Here is a 14320-nt window from a genome sequence, read left to right on the forward strand (position 1 = left end):
TCTACATGTTCAGCCGGATGGCGACGGAGCGTCCATGTGCATCGAGGCCTTCCGCCTTGGCGAGCGTGATCGCCGCCGGCGCCAGTGCCCGCAACTGCTCCGGCCCGAGCTTCAGGATCGAGGTGCGCTTGACGAAATCGAGCACCGAAAGCCCGGACGAAAAGCGCGCCGAGCGCGCCGTCGGCAGCACGTGATTGGAGCCGGCGACATAGTCGCCGATGGCTTCCGGCGTATGACGGCCGAGAAACACCGCACCCGCATTGCGCATCCGCGCCAGGAAGCCCTCTGGGTCGTCGATGGCAAGCTCGACATGTTCGGCCGCGATGCGGTCGACCAGCGGCAGTGCTGCCTCGATCGTCGGCACCAGGATGACGGCGCCGAAATCGCGCCAGCTCGCCGCCGCCGTTGCTCCGCGCGGCAGGTTCTGCAACTGCCGCTCCACCGCCTGTTCGACCGCTGCGCCAAAGGCACGGTCGTCGGTGATCAGGATCGACTGCGCCGACACATCGTGTTCGGCCTGGGCGAGGAGGTCGGCGGCGATCCAGTCCGGATCGTTGCTGCCGTCGGCGACAACCAGCACTTCCGACGGCCCGGCGATCATGTCGATGCCGACCGTGCCGAACACCTGGCGCTTGGCCGCCGCGACATAGGCATTGCCAGGGCCGACGATCTTGGCGACGGGCTTTATCGTTTCGGTACCATAGGCAAGGGCCGCGATCGCCTGGGCGCCACCAACGCGGTAGATTTCGGAGACATCGGCAAGGTCGGCTGCCACCAGCACCAGCGGCGGCACCTCGCCGCCGGAGGCCGGCACCACCATGGCGATGCGCTCGACGCCGGCGACCTTGGCCGGCACCGCGTTCATCAGCACCGAACTAGGATAGCTCGCCGTGCCGCCCGGCACGTAGAGCCCGACGGCCTCGATTGCCGTCCAGCGCGAGCCGAGCTCGACGCCGGCGGCATCGGTGTAGCGGTCGTCCTGCGGCATCTGCCGCTGGTGGTGGGAGCGGATGCGCTCGCGCGCGAATTTCAGCGCCTCGACCGTCTGCGGATCGGCGGCCTCGTAAGCCTTGGCAATGTCGTCCCTGGAGACGGCGATGCCGAGCCTGGCCAGGTCGCCGCCGCCGAATTTCTGCGTGTACCCGACCAGCGCCGCGTCGCCCTCGGCACGCACCTTGGCGATAATCTCGCGCACCACGGCGTCGACATCGGCCGAGACTTCCCGCTTGGTCAGCAGGAACGCGGCAAAGCGCTGCTCGAAATCGGCGTCGGACTGGCGAAGCGTGATAACCATCACATCAGACCCTGTGGACCGGGCGCGACGTCGCTTCCCAGGCGCCGCCGACATCGGCAAGCCGCGCCTCGATGCATTCGACATCGAGCATGATCGCGCCGCCGCCCGAAAAGATCAGCTCGACGATGCCGGCCGGTTTGTCGAGCGCGAGAAAGCTGATCGCCAGCAGTGACAGCACCTCGTCCGGCTTGTCGCGGGCAATGCCGCTGGTCTTGGCGCCGAGCACCCGGTCGAAATGCAGCACGGCCTGCCGCCGCTCATTGTGCTGGCGGAAGAAGCCGGATTTCGCCTCCCAGACGAAGCGGTTCATGGTCAGCACGAAGCGCTTTACCGAAGGCAGGTATTCGAGATCGCTGACCTTCATGACGGCATCCTGGACATGCGCCGAGATGATGCTCAGATCCTGATCGTCGAGCGCGACAAGCTTGAGGCCATTCATGCGGAATTCGCACCTGCGAGTTGATTATTCGACCTTCTGTTAGGCGGTCTTTCCTGCTCGTGCAACCGCGCCGGAGGTCTTGTCCAGGCAATCGCCCCGGTCAGCGCTGCCCCTCATCCCCCTGCCGGGACCTTCTCCCCGTATAGGGACGGGGAGAAGGGGCTGGCCGCAACCTCGGCACCCTCCCGCAACGCTGGAGATTGGCGAAATCCTTCGCGAGGCGTCCCTTCTCCCCGTCCCTATACGGGGAGAAGGTCCCGGCAGGGGGATGAGGGGCAGCGCCGACCTGAGCCTGCTATGGTCACCCCGAAATGCGCTCGATCTCCGCGCCGCAGCCGGACAGCTTTTCCTCCAGCCGCTCGAAGCCGCGGTCGAGATGGTAGACGCGGTTGACCGTGGTTTCGCCTTCGGCCGCAAGGCCGGCAATGACCAGCGACACCGAGGCCCGAAGATCGGTCGCCATGACTGGCGCGCCCTTCAGCTTCGCTACGCCGTCGACGATCGCCGTCTGGCCGGACAGCGTGATGTGGGCGCCTAGCCGGGCGAGTTCCTGGACGTGCATGAAGCGGTTTTCGAAGATCGTCTCGGTGATGCGCGACTTGCCCTTGGCCATCGTCATCAGGCCCATGAACTGCGCCTGCAGATCGGTCGGGAAAGCCGGGAAGGGCGCCGTCGTCACATCGACCGGCGAAATGCCGGCGCCGTTGCGCCTGACGCGGATGCCGGAATTAGTCTGCGTGATCTCGGCGCCGGTCTGCGAAATGATGTCGAGCGCCGTCTGCAACAGGTCGGGCCGCGCGCCTTCCAGCACGACGTCGCCGCCGGTCATCGCCACCGCCATCGCATAGGTGCCGGTCTCGATGCGGTCGGGGATCACCCTGACGCGGGCACCCGACAGCGCCTCGACGCCGTCGATGGTGATGGTCGCCGTGCCGGCGCCCGAGATCTTCGCGCCCATGGCGTTGAGGCATTCGGCGAGGTTGACGATCTCCGGCTCGCGCGCGGCGTTTTCGAGCACCGTCTCGCCCTTGGCCAGCGAGGCCGCCATCATCAGCACATGGGTGGCGCCGACCGAAACTTTCGGGAACACATAACGGTTGCCGACAAGCCGGCCGTTCCTGGTCTTGGCGATGACGTAGCCGGTGTCGACGTCGATATCGGCGCCCAGCGCCTGCAGGCCTTCGAGGAAGAGGTCAACCGGCCGTGTGCCGATGGCGCAGCCGCCGGGCAGCGACACCTTGGCTTCGCCCATGCGGGCCAGCAGCGGTCCGATCACCCAGAACGACGCGCGCATCTTCGACACCAGCTCGTAAGGCGCCGTCGTGTCGACGATGTTGCGGGCGGAGAAAGTGATGGTGCGCGAATAGCCTTCCTGCTGCTTTTCGCGGCGGCCATTGACCGAATAGTCGACGCCGTGATTGCCGAGGATGCGGATCAGCTGCTCGACATCGGCCAGATGCGGCACGTTTTCCAGCGTCAGCGTGTCATCGGTCAAAAGCGCGGCGATCATCAGCGGCAGCGCAGCGTTTTTCGCGCCCGAGATCGGAATGCTTCCGGCAAGCTTGTTGCCGCCGACAATTCTGATGCGATCCATGAAGAGCGTCCCCTCGGCGCCAAGGCCGGTTTAAATCGGTTGAGTCTGTTGCGGCCATCTAGACCATTGGCCGGCTTGGTTCAAGAAACAGGCTACTCCCCACTTTGGCCCACGCCGACTTGGCCAAAGTACCGGCGACCAACATAGCCGATTCGCGTTAATCTTTTTTCATCACCGCTTGCAGCCCCTCCGGCCGCTTGTCGGCGTCGCCGGCTCTTCGTGAGCGCGATTGCGCCTTGCGCTTCTGCAGGTTGGCGCGCAACTGCTCGGCCAGCCGGTCCTTGCGGCCCGTTCCGGCCTTTTTCGCTGAACCATCCTTCTTCGGTGATCCATCCTTGTTCGGAGAAACTGTCTTGCCGTTCATCGTTCTGCCCCCGGCCGGCGACCCGCCGGTGCATATAAAGGGATAGCCAACATTGTGGCACGGCCATGTCCGCAACGATCGCCCGGTGCGGCCTTTCAACCCGTCTTTGTCTTGGCCTTGCGCTTGCCGGTTCGATATGGCAGAAGCCCCGCCATCGGCGGCTGCGGTAGCTCAGTGGTAGAGCACTCCCTTGGTAAGGGAGAGGTCGAGAGTTCAATCCTCTCTCGCAGCACCAGTCTATCCGCACCATGCAGAGCTATGGCCATCGCCGCGCATGACCGACTGAGCAAATAGAGGCTATCAGGGCAGATCGCGACGCATACCGGCTGAATGATACGGAGCCGAGCTGCCTTGTGCCCGGCTCCTCCGGCTTTGACGGGAACCTATGCAGCGTCGCCTGTTAGTTGCCGACGTCGCCGCCCCGGAGCCGCTTCACGCACAAAGCGCGAAGGACCAGAGCGGCATCGGCGTAAGTGATCGCCTTTTCGCCGCCGAAAACCAGTGCATTGCCGACAACCTCTAGGACATCGCCCTCGATGCGCCAAGGAAGAATATCGGTGCAGGTCCGCATGCGGCCGAAGACCGAACTGATCGGCACCATCTGGTCCTCAAATTCCACGTGCGGCTCGTCCGTTCCCGGAATCCAGGTTTGGTAAGCTTCCAAGGCATCGTCGAAGGCTCCGTGCAAATGAATCGGAGCATGGCCCTCATGCAGTGCGGGTAAAAGGCGTGTGGTCATCGGTCTCCTCCTGGATCGCGGCAGCCAGCCAATGCTGCCAGGTAACCCCCGCATTTCGATGATTGGTCTATGGCCGGATGCGACGGGCGCCTACCCAATAGCCGCAAGTGCCGATGCCCCAATAGAAGGCTTCATCCCGTCCTGAGCGGCGAAATTTCGCCTCGGAGTCAGAAGCGTCGTCCGCCTGCGCCTGATCCGGCGCATAACGTGAACGCTCCATGGGCGGGAAAAGGGCGCCGATCACGATCCTGATACAGCCCGGAACGGGTTCCAGAAATGTCTGCGTCATCGTCATCTCCTGATCCTGCGAACATGGACGGCGAAAAGTCAGGCACTTGAAGCGGGCAGTATGACCGGCTTCTTAGCAAATGTCTATCAAACTTGTAGACATTGGCTTGTAAGGAGCGAGCCTCAGACGAAATGCCATGCGAGCTTGCCTGTGACTACGGTGGATGCTTGATCGCCAAGCTTCCTGCTATCCGCGCCTCGAACGGCCGCAGCTCCCGGTCTCTTGGCACTTTGCGACGGGGATCAGCTCCATCGCGCCTTCCTCGCGAGCGCGACGGATCTTCAGAATGATGATCCGTCCTTCATGAACCTTGGTCGAGCCGCCAACATGCGATCAGGTGCTCGTCGCCAGCTTGGCTGAGGGGCGGTTCGGCTTTCCAGCAATCGGCAACAGCGAGCGAGCAACGGCCGGCGAAGGCGCATCCCTGGCTCGGGCCCGCCGCGATGTCGGCCTGAGAGATGATCTTCGGCGCTGCATCGTCTGAAGACGCCGCCAGCAGCAGTTTCGTATAGGGATGATTGGGTCCGTGAAAAATCTGGTCGGATGAGCCGGTTTCGACCAGGCGGCCGCGGTACAGCACGCCGATCCTGTCGGCCATGTAGCGCACGACCCTGAGATCGTGGCTGATGAACAGATAGGTCGTGTCCTTGTCGCGCTGCAGGTCGTTGAGCAGGTTGAGAACAGTTGCCTGGACGGAAACGTCGAGCGCCGAAGTGGGTTCGTCGAGCACGACGACCTTCGGCACGCCGGCGAAGGCCCGTGCGATGGCCGCCCGTTGCCGCTGGCCGCCGGATAGTGATCGCGACTTCTGCTCGGCTGTGGCGCCGGCAAGGCGAACCGATTGCAGCAAATCGCTGACGCGGGCCTTTATCTCACTGCTGCGCAGGCCGGCGAGCCGGCGCAGCGGGCGGCCGAGGATCCTGCCGATCCGCTTACGCGGGTTTAGCGTGCGATCCGGCGACTGGAAAACCATCTGCACATCGCGGCGTTCGCCAAGACTTCTCTTCTCGACGCGCGGTGCGACCGTCCTGCCGAACAGTTCGACCGATCCGGCGTCTGGCATCTGTAGGCCGGTGACGATCCTTGCCAGGGTCGACTTGCCGGAACCGGACTCGCCGATCAGCCCGAAGGTCTCGCCGTGGCCGATATCGAGATCGACATTGCTGAGCACCGGTTGGCTGCCGAAGGCATGGCTGATACCTTTACAGGCGATCGCGATTCGGCGTTCTTTGCGCTCGCCGGCATCTTCATTCTGGACCGCTGAGTGCGATGGCAGGCCGTCCGTCTCCGCCAGTCTTCCATTCCGCTTCGTGTAGTTGAGCGCCGGGATCGAGGCGATCAGCGCCTTCGTATAGGCGTGAGAGGGGTTGTCGAAGATATCGCCGGCGGCGCCGCTTTCGACCACGGTTCCCGACTGCATCACCGCCACCCGGTCGCAGGAGCGGCGGATCATGTTGATGTCGTGGCTGATCAGCAGAATGCTGGTCTTGTGGTCCCTGCGCAGGCCGGAGAGGATGGCGATGATCTCGGACTGGACGCTGGCGTCGAGCGCCGTCGTCGGCTCGTCCAGCACCAGCAGCGACGGGTCGAGCGCAATCGCGATGGCGATGTTGGCGCGCTGCTGCATGCCGCCGGAGAGTTCGTGTGGATAGAGCCCCAGCACCCGTTCCGGATGGCTCACCCGAACGCGCCCGAGCAGTTCGCAAGCCCGCTCGCGCGCCTCGTCACGGCGCACCGGGCGATGCCGCATGATCGTCTCGGTGATCTGGCGACCGATCGTCATGCTTGGGTTGAGGGCCGCGCCCGGGTGCTGGTAGACGGCGGCGATGTGATTTCCCCTGAGTTGGCGCAACTGCTCGGCGGAGAGGTCGCGGATTTCGCGGCCCTGGAACTCCAGCGCTGACGCCGCGATGCGGGCATTCTTCGGCAGATAGCGCAGGATGGCGAGCGCCACCGAGCTTTTCCCCGATCCAGACTCGCCGACAAGGCCGAGTGCTTCGCCTTCGCCTATGCGCAGGGAGACGCCACTGACGGCGGGATGCGATCCATTGCGCCCGTCATAGGCGATGGAAAGCTGGTCGACGTTCAGAACCGAGGAGGACATTGGGAGCTTGAAACCACTTTCTTCCAGCGTCGCGATCGAGGGCAATCGCTTCCACTTTCGCAACGCATTATATCTATAAAGTTACTCGAATTAGGACGGAGCGCAATCTAACTTTCATGGCTCAAGAGCGATTGTCGCCGCTTGCCGAAGCAGTGCGACAATCTCCGGAGCAGATCTGGAAGGAGACCGGCATGGCTCGAGACCACATGATCCTCAGCGCATTTTTCTTCAACCCGCAGGGCGATCATCGGATGTCGTGGCGCCATCCGCGGGCGCCGGGCCGGGAGGTGCTGGACTTCGAGTTCTACCGTGATCTCGTGCAAGCGGCCGAGCGGGCCAGGATCGACACCATCTTCGTCGCCGACCACGTTTCGATCTGGGATTCGGTCAAGAGCGGTGTCGCCCACTACGCCAATGCCCGCCTTGAGCCATTGACGCTGCTGTCGGCACTGGCCGGCGTGACCAAACACATCGGCCTGATCACCACGGTGTCGAGCTCGTACAGCGAGCCCTACAATGTTGCGCGCATGTTCGCCTCGCTCGACCATATCAGCAAGGGCAGGGCGTCGTGGAACGTCGTCACATCGGCCATGGACGAGGAGGCGCGCAATTTCGGCCGCGACGGCAACATCGAACATGCGTTCCGCTATGAGCGCGCGGCCGAATTCCTCGATATCGTCAAGGCGCTTTGGGACAGCTGGGAAGACGAGGCGCTGCTGATCGACAAGGAGACGGGCTATTTCGCCGATCCCGACAAGGTCCACCCCATCGATCACAAGGGCAAGCACTTCAAGGTGCGCGGGCCGCTCAACGTTTCGCGGCCGCCGCAGGGCCACCCGCTGATCGTCCAGGCAGGCTCGTCCGAGGACGGCAAGAACTTCGCCGCCGCCCAGGCCGACGTGCATTTCGCCATCTACAGCACCAGGGAAGACGGCATCAAATACCGGCAGGACATCAACGAGCGCCTCGCCCGCTATGGCAGGCGGCCGGAGAGCTTCAAGATCCTGCCGGGCATTCTGCCGATTGTCGCCGCTTCCGAGGCGGAAGGCCGCGAAAAGCAGGAATACCTCCAGACCCTGTTGCCCGATCAGGTCGGCATCGACCTTCTGTCCAGCTGGAGCGGCATCGATCTCTCCGTCTATCCGCCAGACGGGCCGCTGCCGCCGCTGCCGGACGAGAGCACCTTCAATGGCGGACGGACATCGCTCAACCGGGTCAAGGAATGGTCGAAGCAGAATCTCAGCCTACGCGACATCGCCCGCAAGCTCGCCAACAGCGGTTCGGTGCCGACCGTCGCCGGCACGCCCAAACAGATCGCCGACCAGTTGCAGGACTGGTTCGTTTCAGGCGCCGCCGACGGCTTCAACCTGATGTTCCCGCTGCTGCCCGAGGACTGGGTGAATTTCGCCGAGCAGGTGGTGCCGGAGCTGCAGCGCCGCGGCGTGTTCCCGACCGAATACGCGCCGGGAACGCTGCGTGACCGCTTCGGTCTGGCGCGGCCGGCAAACCGCTTCGCCGAGCAGCGCGACAACGCACGCGCCGTGTCCTGACCGGGAGAACGATCATGACCGTCGCGCCAAGATTGCAGCCTCGCGAAGCCACCGCGCCGCAGCTCGTCAATGTCCTGCACAGTCCCAAGCGTGTGCGCGTCAAATTCGGCGGCCGCACCATCGCCGACAGCCGCAACGTGCTGGTGCTGCGCTCCAACCATTTCCTGCCGATCTATTTCTTCCCGCCGTCAGCGGTAGATCCGTCGGTGCTGAAGCCCTCGCTGCATCGCGAACCGCATCCAGTCGGTGGCGAGACGGCCTATTGGGATATCGACAGCGGCGACAGGCGCAGTGCCAACGCGGCGTGGGCGTTCATCTCGCCGCCGGACGAAGCGCTGGCGTCCCTGGCCGGGCGGATCGCCTTCACCTGGAAGGCCGTCGACCAATGGTTCGAGGAGGACGAAGAGGTCTTCGTCCATGCGCGAGACCCTTATGCGCGCATTGATGTGCTGCAAAGCACGAGCCATGTGCAGGTCTGGTTCGACGGCGAGCCGATCGCCGACAGTCACCGCCCGGTGCTTTTGTTCGAGACCCATCTGCCGACGCGTTTCTATCTACCGGCGGAAGACATCCGGCTGGAGCGGCTGATGGCGTCCGTTACAACGACGCGATGTCCCTACAAGGGCATTGCCTCCTACTGGTCGGGGCTGCTGAGCGACGGAACGGTGCGCCCGGACATCGCCTGGAGCTACCGGGATCCAATCGTCGAAATGCCGAAGATCAAAGGCCTCATCGCCTTCTATCCGCAGGCCGTTGACCGCATCCATCTCGACGGTGAACCCGTCGCATAGATTTTTAATTTTCATTTCAAAGCAGGGTTTAACATGACCAAACGCAGGGATATCGACGCACTTCGCAGCCTGTCGGGGGACATCTGGAATGTCGCCGTCGACGAATATCAGGGCGGCTTTCTCAAGCGCCGCGATCTCCTGAAATACGCCGCACTGCTCGGCCTGACAGGCTTTGCCGCCTCGCAGGGGTTCGGAGCCGCACGCGCCGCGGCCGCCGCCGGCGGCACGGTTCGTGTCGGGCTCGGTCAGCCGACCAAGGCGATCGATCCGGTTTCGGTGACCGATCCGGCCAGCATCGGGGTGATCAGCCAGGTCGGCGAATATCTGATCCTCGACGATCCGAAGGACGGTCTCCAGCCGAAGCTCGCTTTGTCCTGGGAGGCCGACGAGACAGCCAGCCGCTGGACCTTCAAATTGCGGCAAGGGGTGAAATTCCACGATGGCCGCGCGGTCACCGCCAGGGACGTGGTGGCGAGCTTCGAGCGGCTGGTCGATCCCGCCAGCGGCTCGTCGGCGCTCTCAGCCTACAAGGGCATCCTGTCCAAGGGTGGCGCCAAACTGGTCGACGAGCAGACAGTCGCCTTCGATCTCGACGGTCCCAACAGCAACTTTCCCTTCTATGTCTCCTCCGACGTCTATAATGCCGTCATCCTGCCGGCCGACTATGCCGGCGATTTCGAGAAGACTTTCAACGGCACCGGCCCGTTCAAGCTCGAATCCTTCCGTCCCAAGCAAGGCGCCAGCTTCGTGCGCAATCCGGATTACTGGGGCGAGAAGGCACTGCCCGACCGCATCGAGATCAAGTTCTTCGACGACGAGCAGGCGCAGGTGCTGGCGCTGCAGGCCGGCCAGCTCGACGTCATCCCCAGCACGACGCGGTTGGAACTGGCGATCGAGGGCAACCCCAACTTCAAGCTGCTCAGCGTGCAGGCAAGCTCGCATGACCAGGTGCATCTCAGAACCGACCAGGCGCCGTTCACCGACAAGCGCATCCGCCGCGCGCTGGCACTCACCATCGACCGCGAGGCGGTGGTCAAGGGGCTGCTGAAGGGCCGCGCCATCGTCGGCAACGACACCCCGTTCGCGCCGATCTTCCCTTCGGCCGATCCGTCGGTGCCGCAGCGCAAGCACGATATCACGGAAGCCAAGCGGCTGCTTGGCGAGGCTGGCGTGCCGAACGGCTTCGAGGTGACGCTGACCACCGAACGCGCCTATGACATTCCCGACTATGCGGTGATCATCCAGAACTTCGCCAAAAAGATCGGCATCGATGTCAAGCTCAATGTCCTGCCGCAGGACGCCTATTACGGCTCGGCGACCTTCGGCAGCTCGCCTTGGCTGGATTCGGTTCTCGGCATCACCGACTACGGCCATCGCGGCACGCCCGACATCTTCCTCAACGCCACGCTGAAGAGTACGGGAGCCTGGAACGCGGCGCATTTCAACAACCCCGGCTATGATGCGCTGCTGCTCGACTACTCGAAGGCGCGTGACCTCAATGCCCAGCGCCTTGCTGCCGGCAAGATCCAGACGCTTTTGCTTGACGAGACGCCGGCGATCATCAGCTACTTCTCGCAATACAGCCGGATTGTCAGCTCGAAGGTCGAGGGCGTGCGCTTCACCGCAATCTCGCATCTGCTGCTCGATCGCGTTTCCTTCGTCCAGGCATGATCGCGACATGCTGACCGGCCGCATTCTGTCAGCGCGTGTGGGCACTCTTGTCCTCACGCTGTGGCTTGTCAGTGTCCTGGTTTTCTTCGCCGGGCAGGTTTTGCCCGGCGATGTCGGCCGCGTGATGCTCGGGCCGTTTGCCGACGCGCAGGCGGTGGCGGAGCTGAACAAGCGGCTGGGCGCCGACCAGCCAGTCCTCGTCCAGTATTGGCTCTGGTTCAGCAAGGCGGTGTCAGGCGATTTCGGCACCTCGCTTTCGATGCGCGCGCCGGTGGCCCCGTTCGTGCTGGAGAGCCTGAAGCGCTCCGCATCCCTTGCCGGCATTATTTTGGTCTTTCTCATTCCGCTCGGGGTTGGCGGCGGTGTCATCGCCGGTCTCAACGCCGGCCGCCTCATCGACCGGCTGATCGTGATGGCGGGCGTCTCCTTCGGCATCGTGCCGGATTTTGTGTCCGGCCTGATGCTGCTCATCGTTTTCGGCCTGTGGCTGAACTGGTTCCCGATCTCAGGCGTTGCGCCGGATGGCGCGGGCTTCTGGACGCAAGGCTATTATCTGATCCTGCCGGCGCTGCCGCTGGTGCTCAATCTTGCCGGCTACATCGCCCGGATGACGCGGGCCGGCGTGATCGAGGCGATGGCCGCCGACTACACACGCACCGCCGTCCTGAAAGGGCTTGAGCGGCGCGAGATCATCCTTCGGCACGTGCTGCGCAATGCGCTGACCCCGACCATCGCGGTGCTGGCGACGCAGACCGGATACATGCTTGGCGGGCTGGTTGTGATCGAAGCGCTGTTCGGCATCCAGGGACTTGGCAATCTGGTTCTGAACGCGGCCAAGGCGCGAGATTTCCCGATGCTTGAAGCGGGGGTGCTGGTGATGGCGGCAATCTTTGTTCTTTCGGCGGCGGCGGGCGACTTCGTGCTGGCCTTGCTCGATCCGCGGCAACGCCGTCGGACCTCGCCATGACGGATCTGACGGAGTTTCCCGCATCACGGCGCGCCGTGGCCGGTTTTCCGGCGGTGCGCAGGATCGGCAGTGCCTTCTCCGGACTGCCCCCATCGGTCGTGATCGGAACGCTGCTGCTACTGTTCTGGGTCGTATGCGCGGTAGCAGGCAATCTTTTCGTTCCGTATGATCCCTATGCCGAGGATTTTCTGGCGATGCTGACGCCGCCCGATGCCTCGCATTGGTTCGGGACCGATCAGCTCGGCCGCGACCTGCTGTCCCGCATTGTCGTCGGATCGCGCGACATCCTGCTGGTTGCGCCGCTGGCGACGCTGGTCGGCGTTGCCGCCGGCAGCATCATCGGCCTGGTGCTCGGCTATTTCGATGGCCTCACCGATGCCATCGGCGCGCGGCTGCTCGATACACTGATGGCGTTTCCATTCATCGTTCTCGTCACCATGACGCTGGTGGCGATCGGGCCGTCGAACCTGACGGTCGTCCTGGTGATCGGCATCGCCTATGCGCCGCTGGTGGCGCGCACCGTCCGCGCCGCCGTACGCGAGCAGAAGCAGCGCGACTATGTCAGCGCCGCCCGGCTTGGCGGCGAAGGCGCGCTCGCCATCATGTTCCTGGAGATATTGCCCAACATCAGGGAGACCATCCTCATCGAGTTCGTCACTCGGCTGGGCTACGCGTTCTTTTCGATCGCGACGCTGAGTTTTCTGGGCCTCGGCATCCAGCCGCCTTCCGCCGATTGGGGGCTAGCCGTCGCCGACGGCTACGGCTTCCTGACCGGCGGTAAATGGTGGGTCGTCGTTTTCAATTCCGGCGCGATCGTTTCACTGGTCATGGCAACGAACTTAATTGCCCAAGGCTTAGGCGCGTTTGAAAATGGTGATGGATGAATGCGAAGCCGTATTGATGGCCTGAGCTTCGGTCTGCTCGCTATACGGACATTGCTACGTCCATTAGCAGAACGGCATTTTTCTCCGCGAGGCCGAAAAATCGGAACGTAGTTCCTTATCTCTATAGATTTTGTCGAATATCGTCTGCCCCGGTTTGGAAATGACCCGATGCGCATGCAGGGTCCGGGAGATTGACGAGTTGGCAAGGCTATCGGTTCTCGGAATATCCGGCGGCGTAAGCACACCATCGCGCACTACCGCGGTGGTCAACGCGCTGGTCAAGGCAGTCGCCTTGCGCGTCCCGGCAGACACCGGCCTGATCGAAATCACCGAGGCGGCGCCTTCGATTTTCGCCGGGCTGTCTCGTCGTGCGCTCGGCGCGTCTGGCGAAGCGATCATCCAGCGTGTCGAGAAGGCCGACCTGCTCGTGGTCGGAACGCCGGTCTATCGGGCGTCCTACACCGGCGCTCTCAAGCACCTGTTCGACCTCGTCGATCATCGTGCACTGACGGGCAAGACCGTGCTTCTCGCGGCAACCGGCGGAAGTCCATACCATGGCCTGGTTCTCGAACATCAGCTCCGGCCATTGTTCGGTTTTTTCGGGGCCGTCACCGTCCCGACCGGCGTCTACGGCGCGCCCGACGATTTCGTCGATGCCAAGATCGTCGGCGCAGCGATTATCGAGCGCATCTCACGGGCCGCTACCGAAGCGGTCTCCTTGCTCACTTCCAGTCACGCGAACACCGCCGTCGCCGCGCGCGTCGGCTAAGCCAATCAAAAAAGGGGACACCAACCATGACCTCGCATTCCGACAACGTGAAATTCGCCTACTGGGTCCCGAACGTCTCGGGCGGCCTGGTCATCTCCAACATCGAGCAGCGGACCGGCTGGGACATCGACTATAACCGCAAGCTCGCCCAGATCGCCGAGGCCAACGGCTTCGACTACGCGCTGAGCCAAATACGCTTCACGGCCGGCTATGGCGCCGACAACCAGCACGAATCGGTATCGTTCAGCCATGCCTTGCTCGCTGCCACCACAACGCTGAAAGTCATCGCGGCGATCCTGCCCGGCCCATGGAATCCAGCGCTGGCGGCCAAGCAGATAGCCACCATCAACCACCTGACCAATGGCCGTGTCGCCGTCAATGTCGTGAGCGGCTGGTTCCGCGGTGAGTTCGCCGCCATCGGCGAGCTGTGGCTCGACCATGACGAGCGCTATCGCCGCTCGGAGGAATTCATCCGTGCGCTGCGCGGCATCTGGACCGAGGACAATTTCACTCTGAAGGGCGACTTCTATCGCTTTACCAACTACTCGATGAAGCCGAAGCCGATCGATCCGCAGCCGGAGATCTTCCAGGGCGGCTCATCACGCGCGGCGCGCGACATGGCTGCGCGGGTTTCCGACTGGTATTTCACCAACGGCAACACGCCGGAAGAGATCAAGAAGCAGGTTGACGACATCAAGACCAAGGCGAAGGCCAATGGCCACAAGGTCAAGATCGGCGTCAACGCCTTTGCCATCGCTCGCGAAACCGAGGCAGAAGCGCGCACCGTGCTCGACGAGATCATCGCCAAGGCCAATCCGGAGGCGGTGCAGGGTTTCGCCGATCAGGTCAAGAATGCCGGCAAGGC

14 protein-coding genes and 1 tRNA gene are annotated in these 14320 nt (G+C 63.4%); 8 read left to right on the forward strand and 7 right to left on the reverse strand.

The annotated features are described in order from the left end of the window. Window position 1 precedes the first annotated feature (1 nt). The 4 genes from hisD to NKH90_RS10820 form a co-directional block, all read right to left on the reverse strand. Complete coding sequence (gene hisD, locus NKH90_RS10805; RefSeq protein WP_352819319.1) at window positions 2–1294, reverse strand: histidinol dehydrogenase; 1293 nt, start codon at window positions 1292–1294, stop codon at window positions 2–4. Between the two features lie 4 nt (window positions 1295–1298). Beyond that, window positions 1299–1733 (reverse strand): DUF2948 family protein, encoded by a 435-nt coding sequence (locus NKH90_RS10810; RefSeq protein ID WP_352470153.1) that lies wholly within the window; start codon window positions 1731–1733, stop codon window positions 1299–1301. Window positions 1734–2034: 301 nt separating this feature from the next. Beyond that, window positions 2035–3327 carry a UDP-N-acetylglucosamine 1-carboxyvinyltransferase gene (murA, locus tag NKH90_RS10815; protein ID WP_023677408.1) on the reverse strand — a complete coding sequence of 431 codons (1293 nt, stop codon included), beginning with the start codon at window positions 3325–3327 and terminating at the stop codon, window positions 2035–2037. 157 nt (window positions 3328–3484) lie between these two features. Beyond that, on the reverse strand, window positions 3485–3691 hold the full coding sequence (locus NKH90_RS10820) for a hypothetical protein (protein WP_352501732.1): 207 nt from the start codon (window positions 3689–3691) through the stop codon (window positions 3485–3487). 160 nt (window positions 3692–3851) lie between these two features. Between NKH90_RS10820 and NKH90_RS10825 the strand changes: the two genes are divergently transcribed. Further along, window positions 3852–3926 (forward strand) — tRNA-Thr (locus tag NKH90_RS10825). 165 nt (window positions 3927–4091) lie between these two features. On the opposite strand, the gene NKH90_RS10830 is transcribed toward NKH90_RS10825, so the two are convergent. The 3 genes from NKH90_RS10830 to NKH90_RS10840 form a co-directional block, all read right to left on the reverse strand. After that, a complete protein-coding gene (locus tag NKH90_RS10830; protein WP_352501733.1) occupies window positions 4092–4430 on the reverse strand; it encodes a BRA0787 family protein in 339 nt (112 codons plus the stop codon). Between the two features lie 67 nt (window positions 4431–4497). Further along, window positions 4498–4725 carry a hypothetical protein gene (locus NKH90_RS10835; RefSeq protein ID WP_352819321.1) on the reverse strand — a complete coding sequence of 76 codons (228 nt, stop codon included), beginning with the start codon at window positions 4723–4725 and terminating at the stop codon, window positions 4498–4500. Between the two features lie 295 nt (window positions 4726–5020). Beyond that, window positions 5021–6823 (reverse strand): dipeptide ABC transporter ATP-binding protein, encoded by a 1803-nt coding sequence (locus tag NKH90_RS10840; protein ID WP_352501735.1) that lies wholly within the window; start codon window positions 6821–6823, stop codon window positions 5021–5023. 191 nt (window positions 6824–7014) lie between these two features. On the opposite strand from NKH90_RS10840, the gene NKH90_RS10845 reads away from it, so the two are divergent. The 7 genes from NKH90_RS10845 to sfnG form a co-directional block, all read left to right on the forward strand. Then, window positions 7015–8373 (forward strand): LLM class flavin-dependent oxidoreductase, encoded by a 1359-nt coding sequence (locus NKH90_RS10845; protein WP_352813650.1) that lies wholly within the window; start codon window positions 7015–7017, stop codon window positions 8371–8373. Window positions 8374–8387: 14 nt separating this feature from the next. Then, window positions 8388–9164: a DUF427 domain-containing protein gene (locus tag NKH90_RS10850; protein ID WP_352813648.1), complete on the forward strand. Its 777-nt coding sequence runs from the start codon at window positions 8388–8390 to the stop codon at window positions 9162–9164. A 33-nt stretch (window positions 9165–9197) separates the two neighbouring features. Further along, window positions 9198–10835 (forward strand): ABC transporter substrate-binding protein, encoded by a 1638-nt coding sequence (locus tag NKH90_RS10855; protein WP_352813646.1) that lies wholly within the window; start codon window positions 9198–9200, stop codon window positions 10833–10835. A 7-nt stretch (window positions 10836–10842) separates the two neighbouring features. Further along, entirely contained in the window at window positions 10843–11802 is a 960-nt protein-coding gene (locus NKH90_RS10860; protein ID WP_352453579.1) for an ABC transporter permease, read from the forward strand. After that, a complete protein-coding gene (locus NKH90_RS10865; RefSeq protein WP_352819323.1) occupies window positions 11799–12686 on the forward strand; it encodes an ABC transporter permease in 888 nt (295 codons plus the stop codon). Before NKH90_RS10860 ends, NKH90_RS10865 begins: the two co-directional genes overlap by 4 nt. A gap of 199 nt (window positions 12687–12885) precedes the next feature. Then, complete coding sequence (gene msuE / locus NKH90_RS10870) at window positions 12886–13455, forward strand: FMN reductase (RefSeq protein ID WP_352819325.1); 570 nt, start codon at window positions 12886–12888, stop codon at window positions 13453–13455. Window positions 13456–13481: 26 nt separating this feature from the next. Next, window positions 13482–14320, forward strand: an 839-nt coding sequence (sfnG, locus tag NKH90_RS10875; RefSeq protein ID WP_352819327.1) for a dimethylsulfone monooxygenase SfnG, incomplete at its 3' end; no start/stop codon positions are given.

This window comes from Mesorhizobium sp. M0898, from assembly GCF_040319695.1.
Lineage (GTDB): Bacteria > Pseudomonadota > Alphaproteobacteria > Rhizobiales > Rhizobiaceae > Mesorhizobium.

Coding starts and splice junctions, on each gene's coding strand:
- NKH90_RS10835 (WP_352819321.1), bottom strand. CDS start 4,725: ATGACGATGACGCAGACATTTCTGGAACCCGTTCCGGGCTGTATCAGG.
- hisD (WP_352819319.1), bottom strand. CDS start 1,294: ATGGTTATCACGCTTCGCCAGTCCGACGCCGATTTCGAGCAGCGCTTT.
- NKH90_RS10810 (WP_352470153.1), bottom strand. CDS start 1,733: ATGAATGGCCTCAAGCTTGTCGCGCTCGACGATCAGGATCTGAGCATC.
- NKH90_RS10860 (WP_352453579.1), top strand. CDS start 10,843: ATGCTGACCGGCCGCATTCTGTCAGCGCGTGTGGGCACTCTTGTCCTC.
- NKH90_RS10855 (WP_352813646.1), top strand. CDS start 9,198: ATGACCAAACGCAGGGATATCGACGCACTTCGCAGCCTGTCGGGGGAC.
- NKH90_RS10845 (WP_352813650.1), top strand. CDS start 7,015: ATGGCTCGAGACCACATGATCCTCAGCGCATTTTTCTTCAACCCGCAG.
- NKH90_RS10840 (WP_352501735.1), bottom strand. CDS start 6,823: ATGTCCTCCTCGGTTCTGAACGTCGACCAGCTTTCCATCGCCTATGAC.
- NKH90_RS10865 (WP_352819323.1), top strand. CDS start 11,799: ATGACGGATCTGACGGAGTTTCCCGCATCACGGCGCGCCGTGGCCGGT.
- murA (WP_023677408.1), bottom strand. CDS start 3,327: ATGGATCGCATCAGAATTGTCGGCGGCAACAAGCTTGCCGGAAGCATT.
- NKH90_RS10820 (WP_352501732.1), bottom strand. CDS start 3,691: ATGAACGGCAAGACAGTTTCTCCGAACAAGGATGGATCACCGAAGAAG.
- NKH90_RS10830 (WP_352501733.1), bottom strand. CDS start 4,430: ATGACCACACGCCTTTTACCCGCACTGCATGAGGGCCATGCTCCGATT.
- NKH90_RS10850 (WP_352813648.1), top strand. CDS start 8,388: ATGACCGTCGCGCCAAGATTGCAGCCTCGCGAAGCCACCGCGCCGCAG.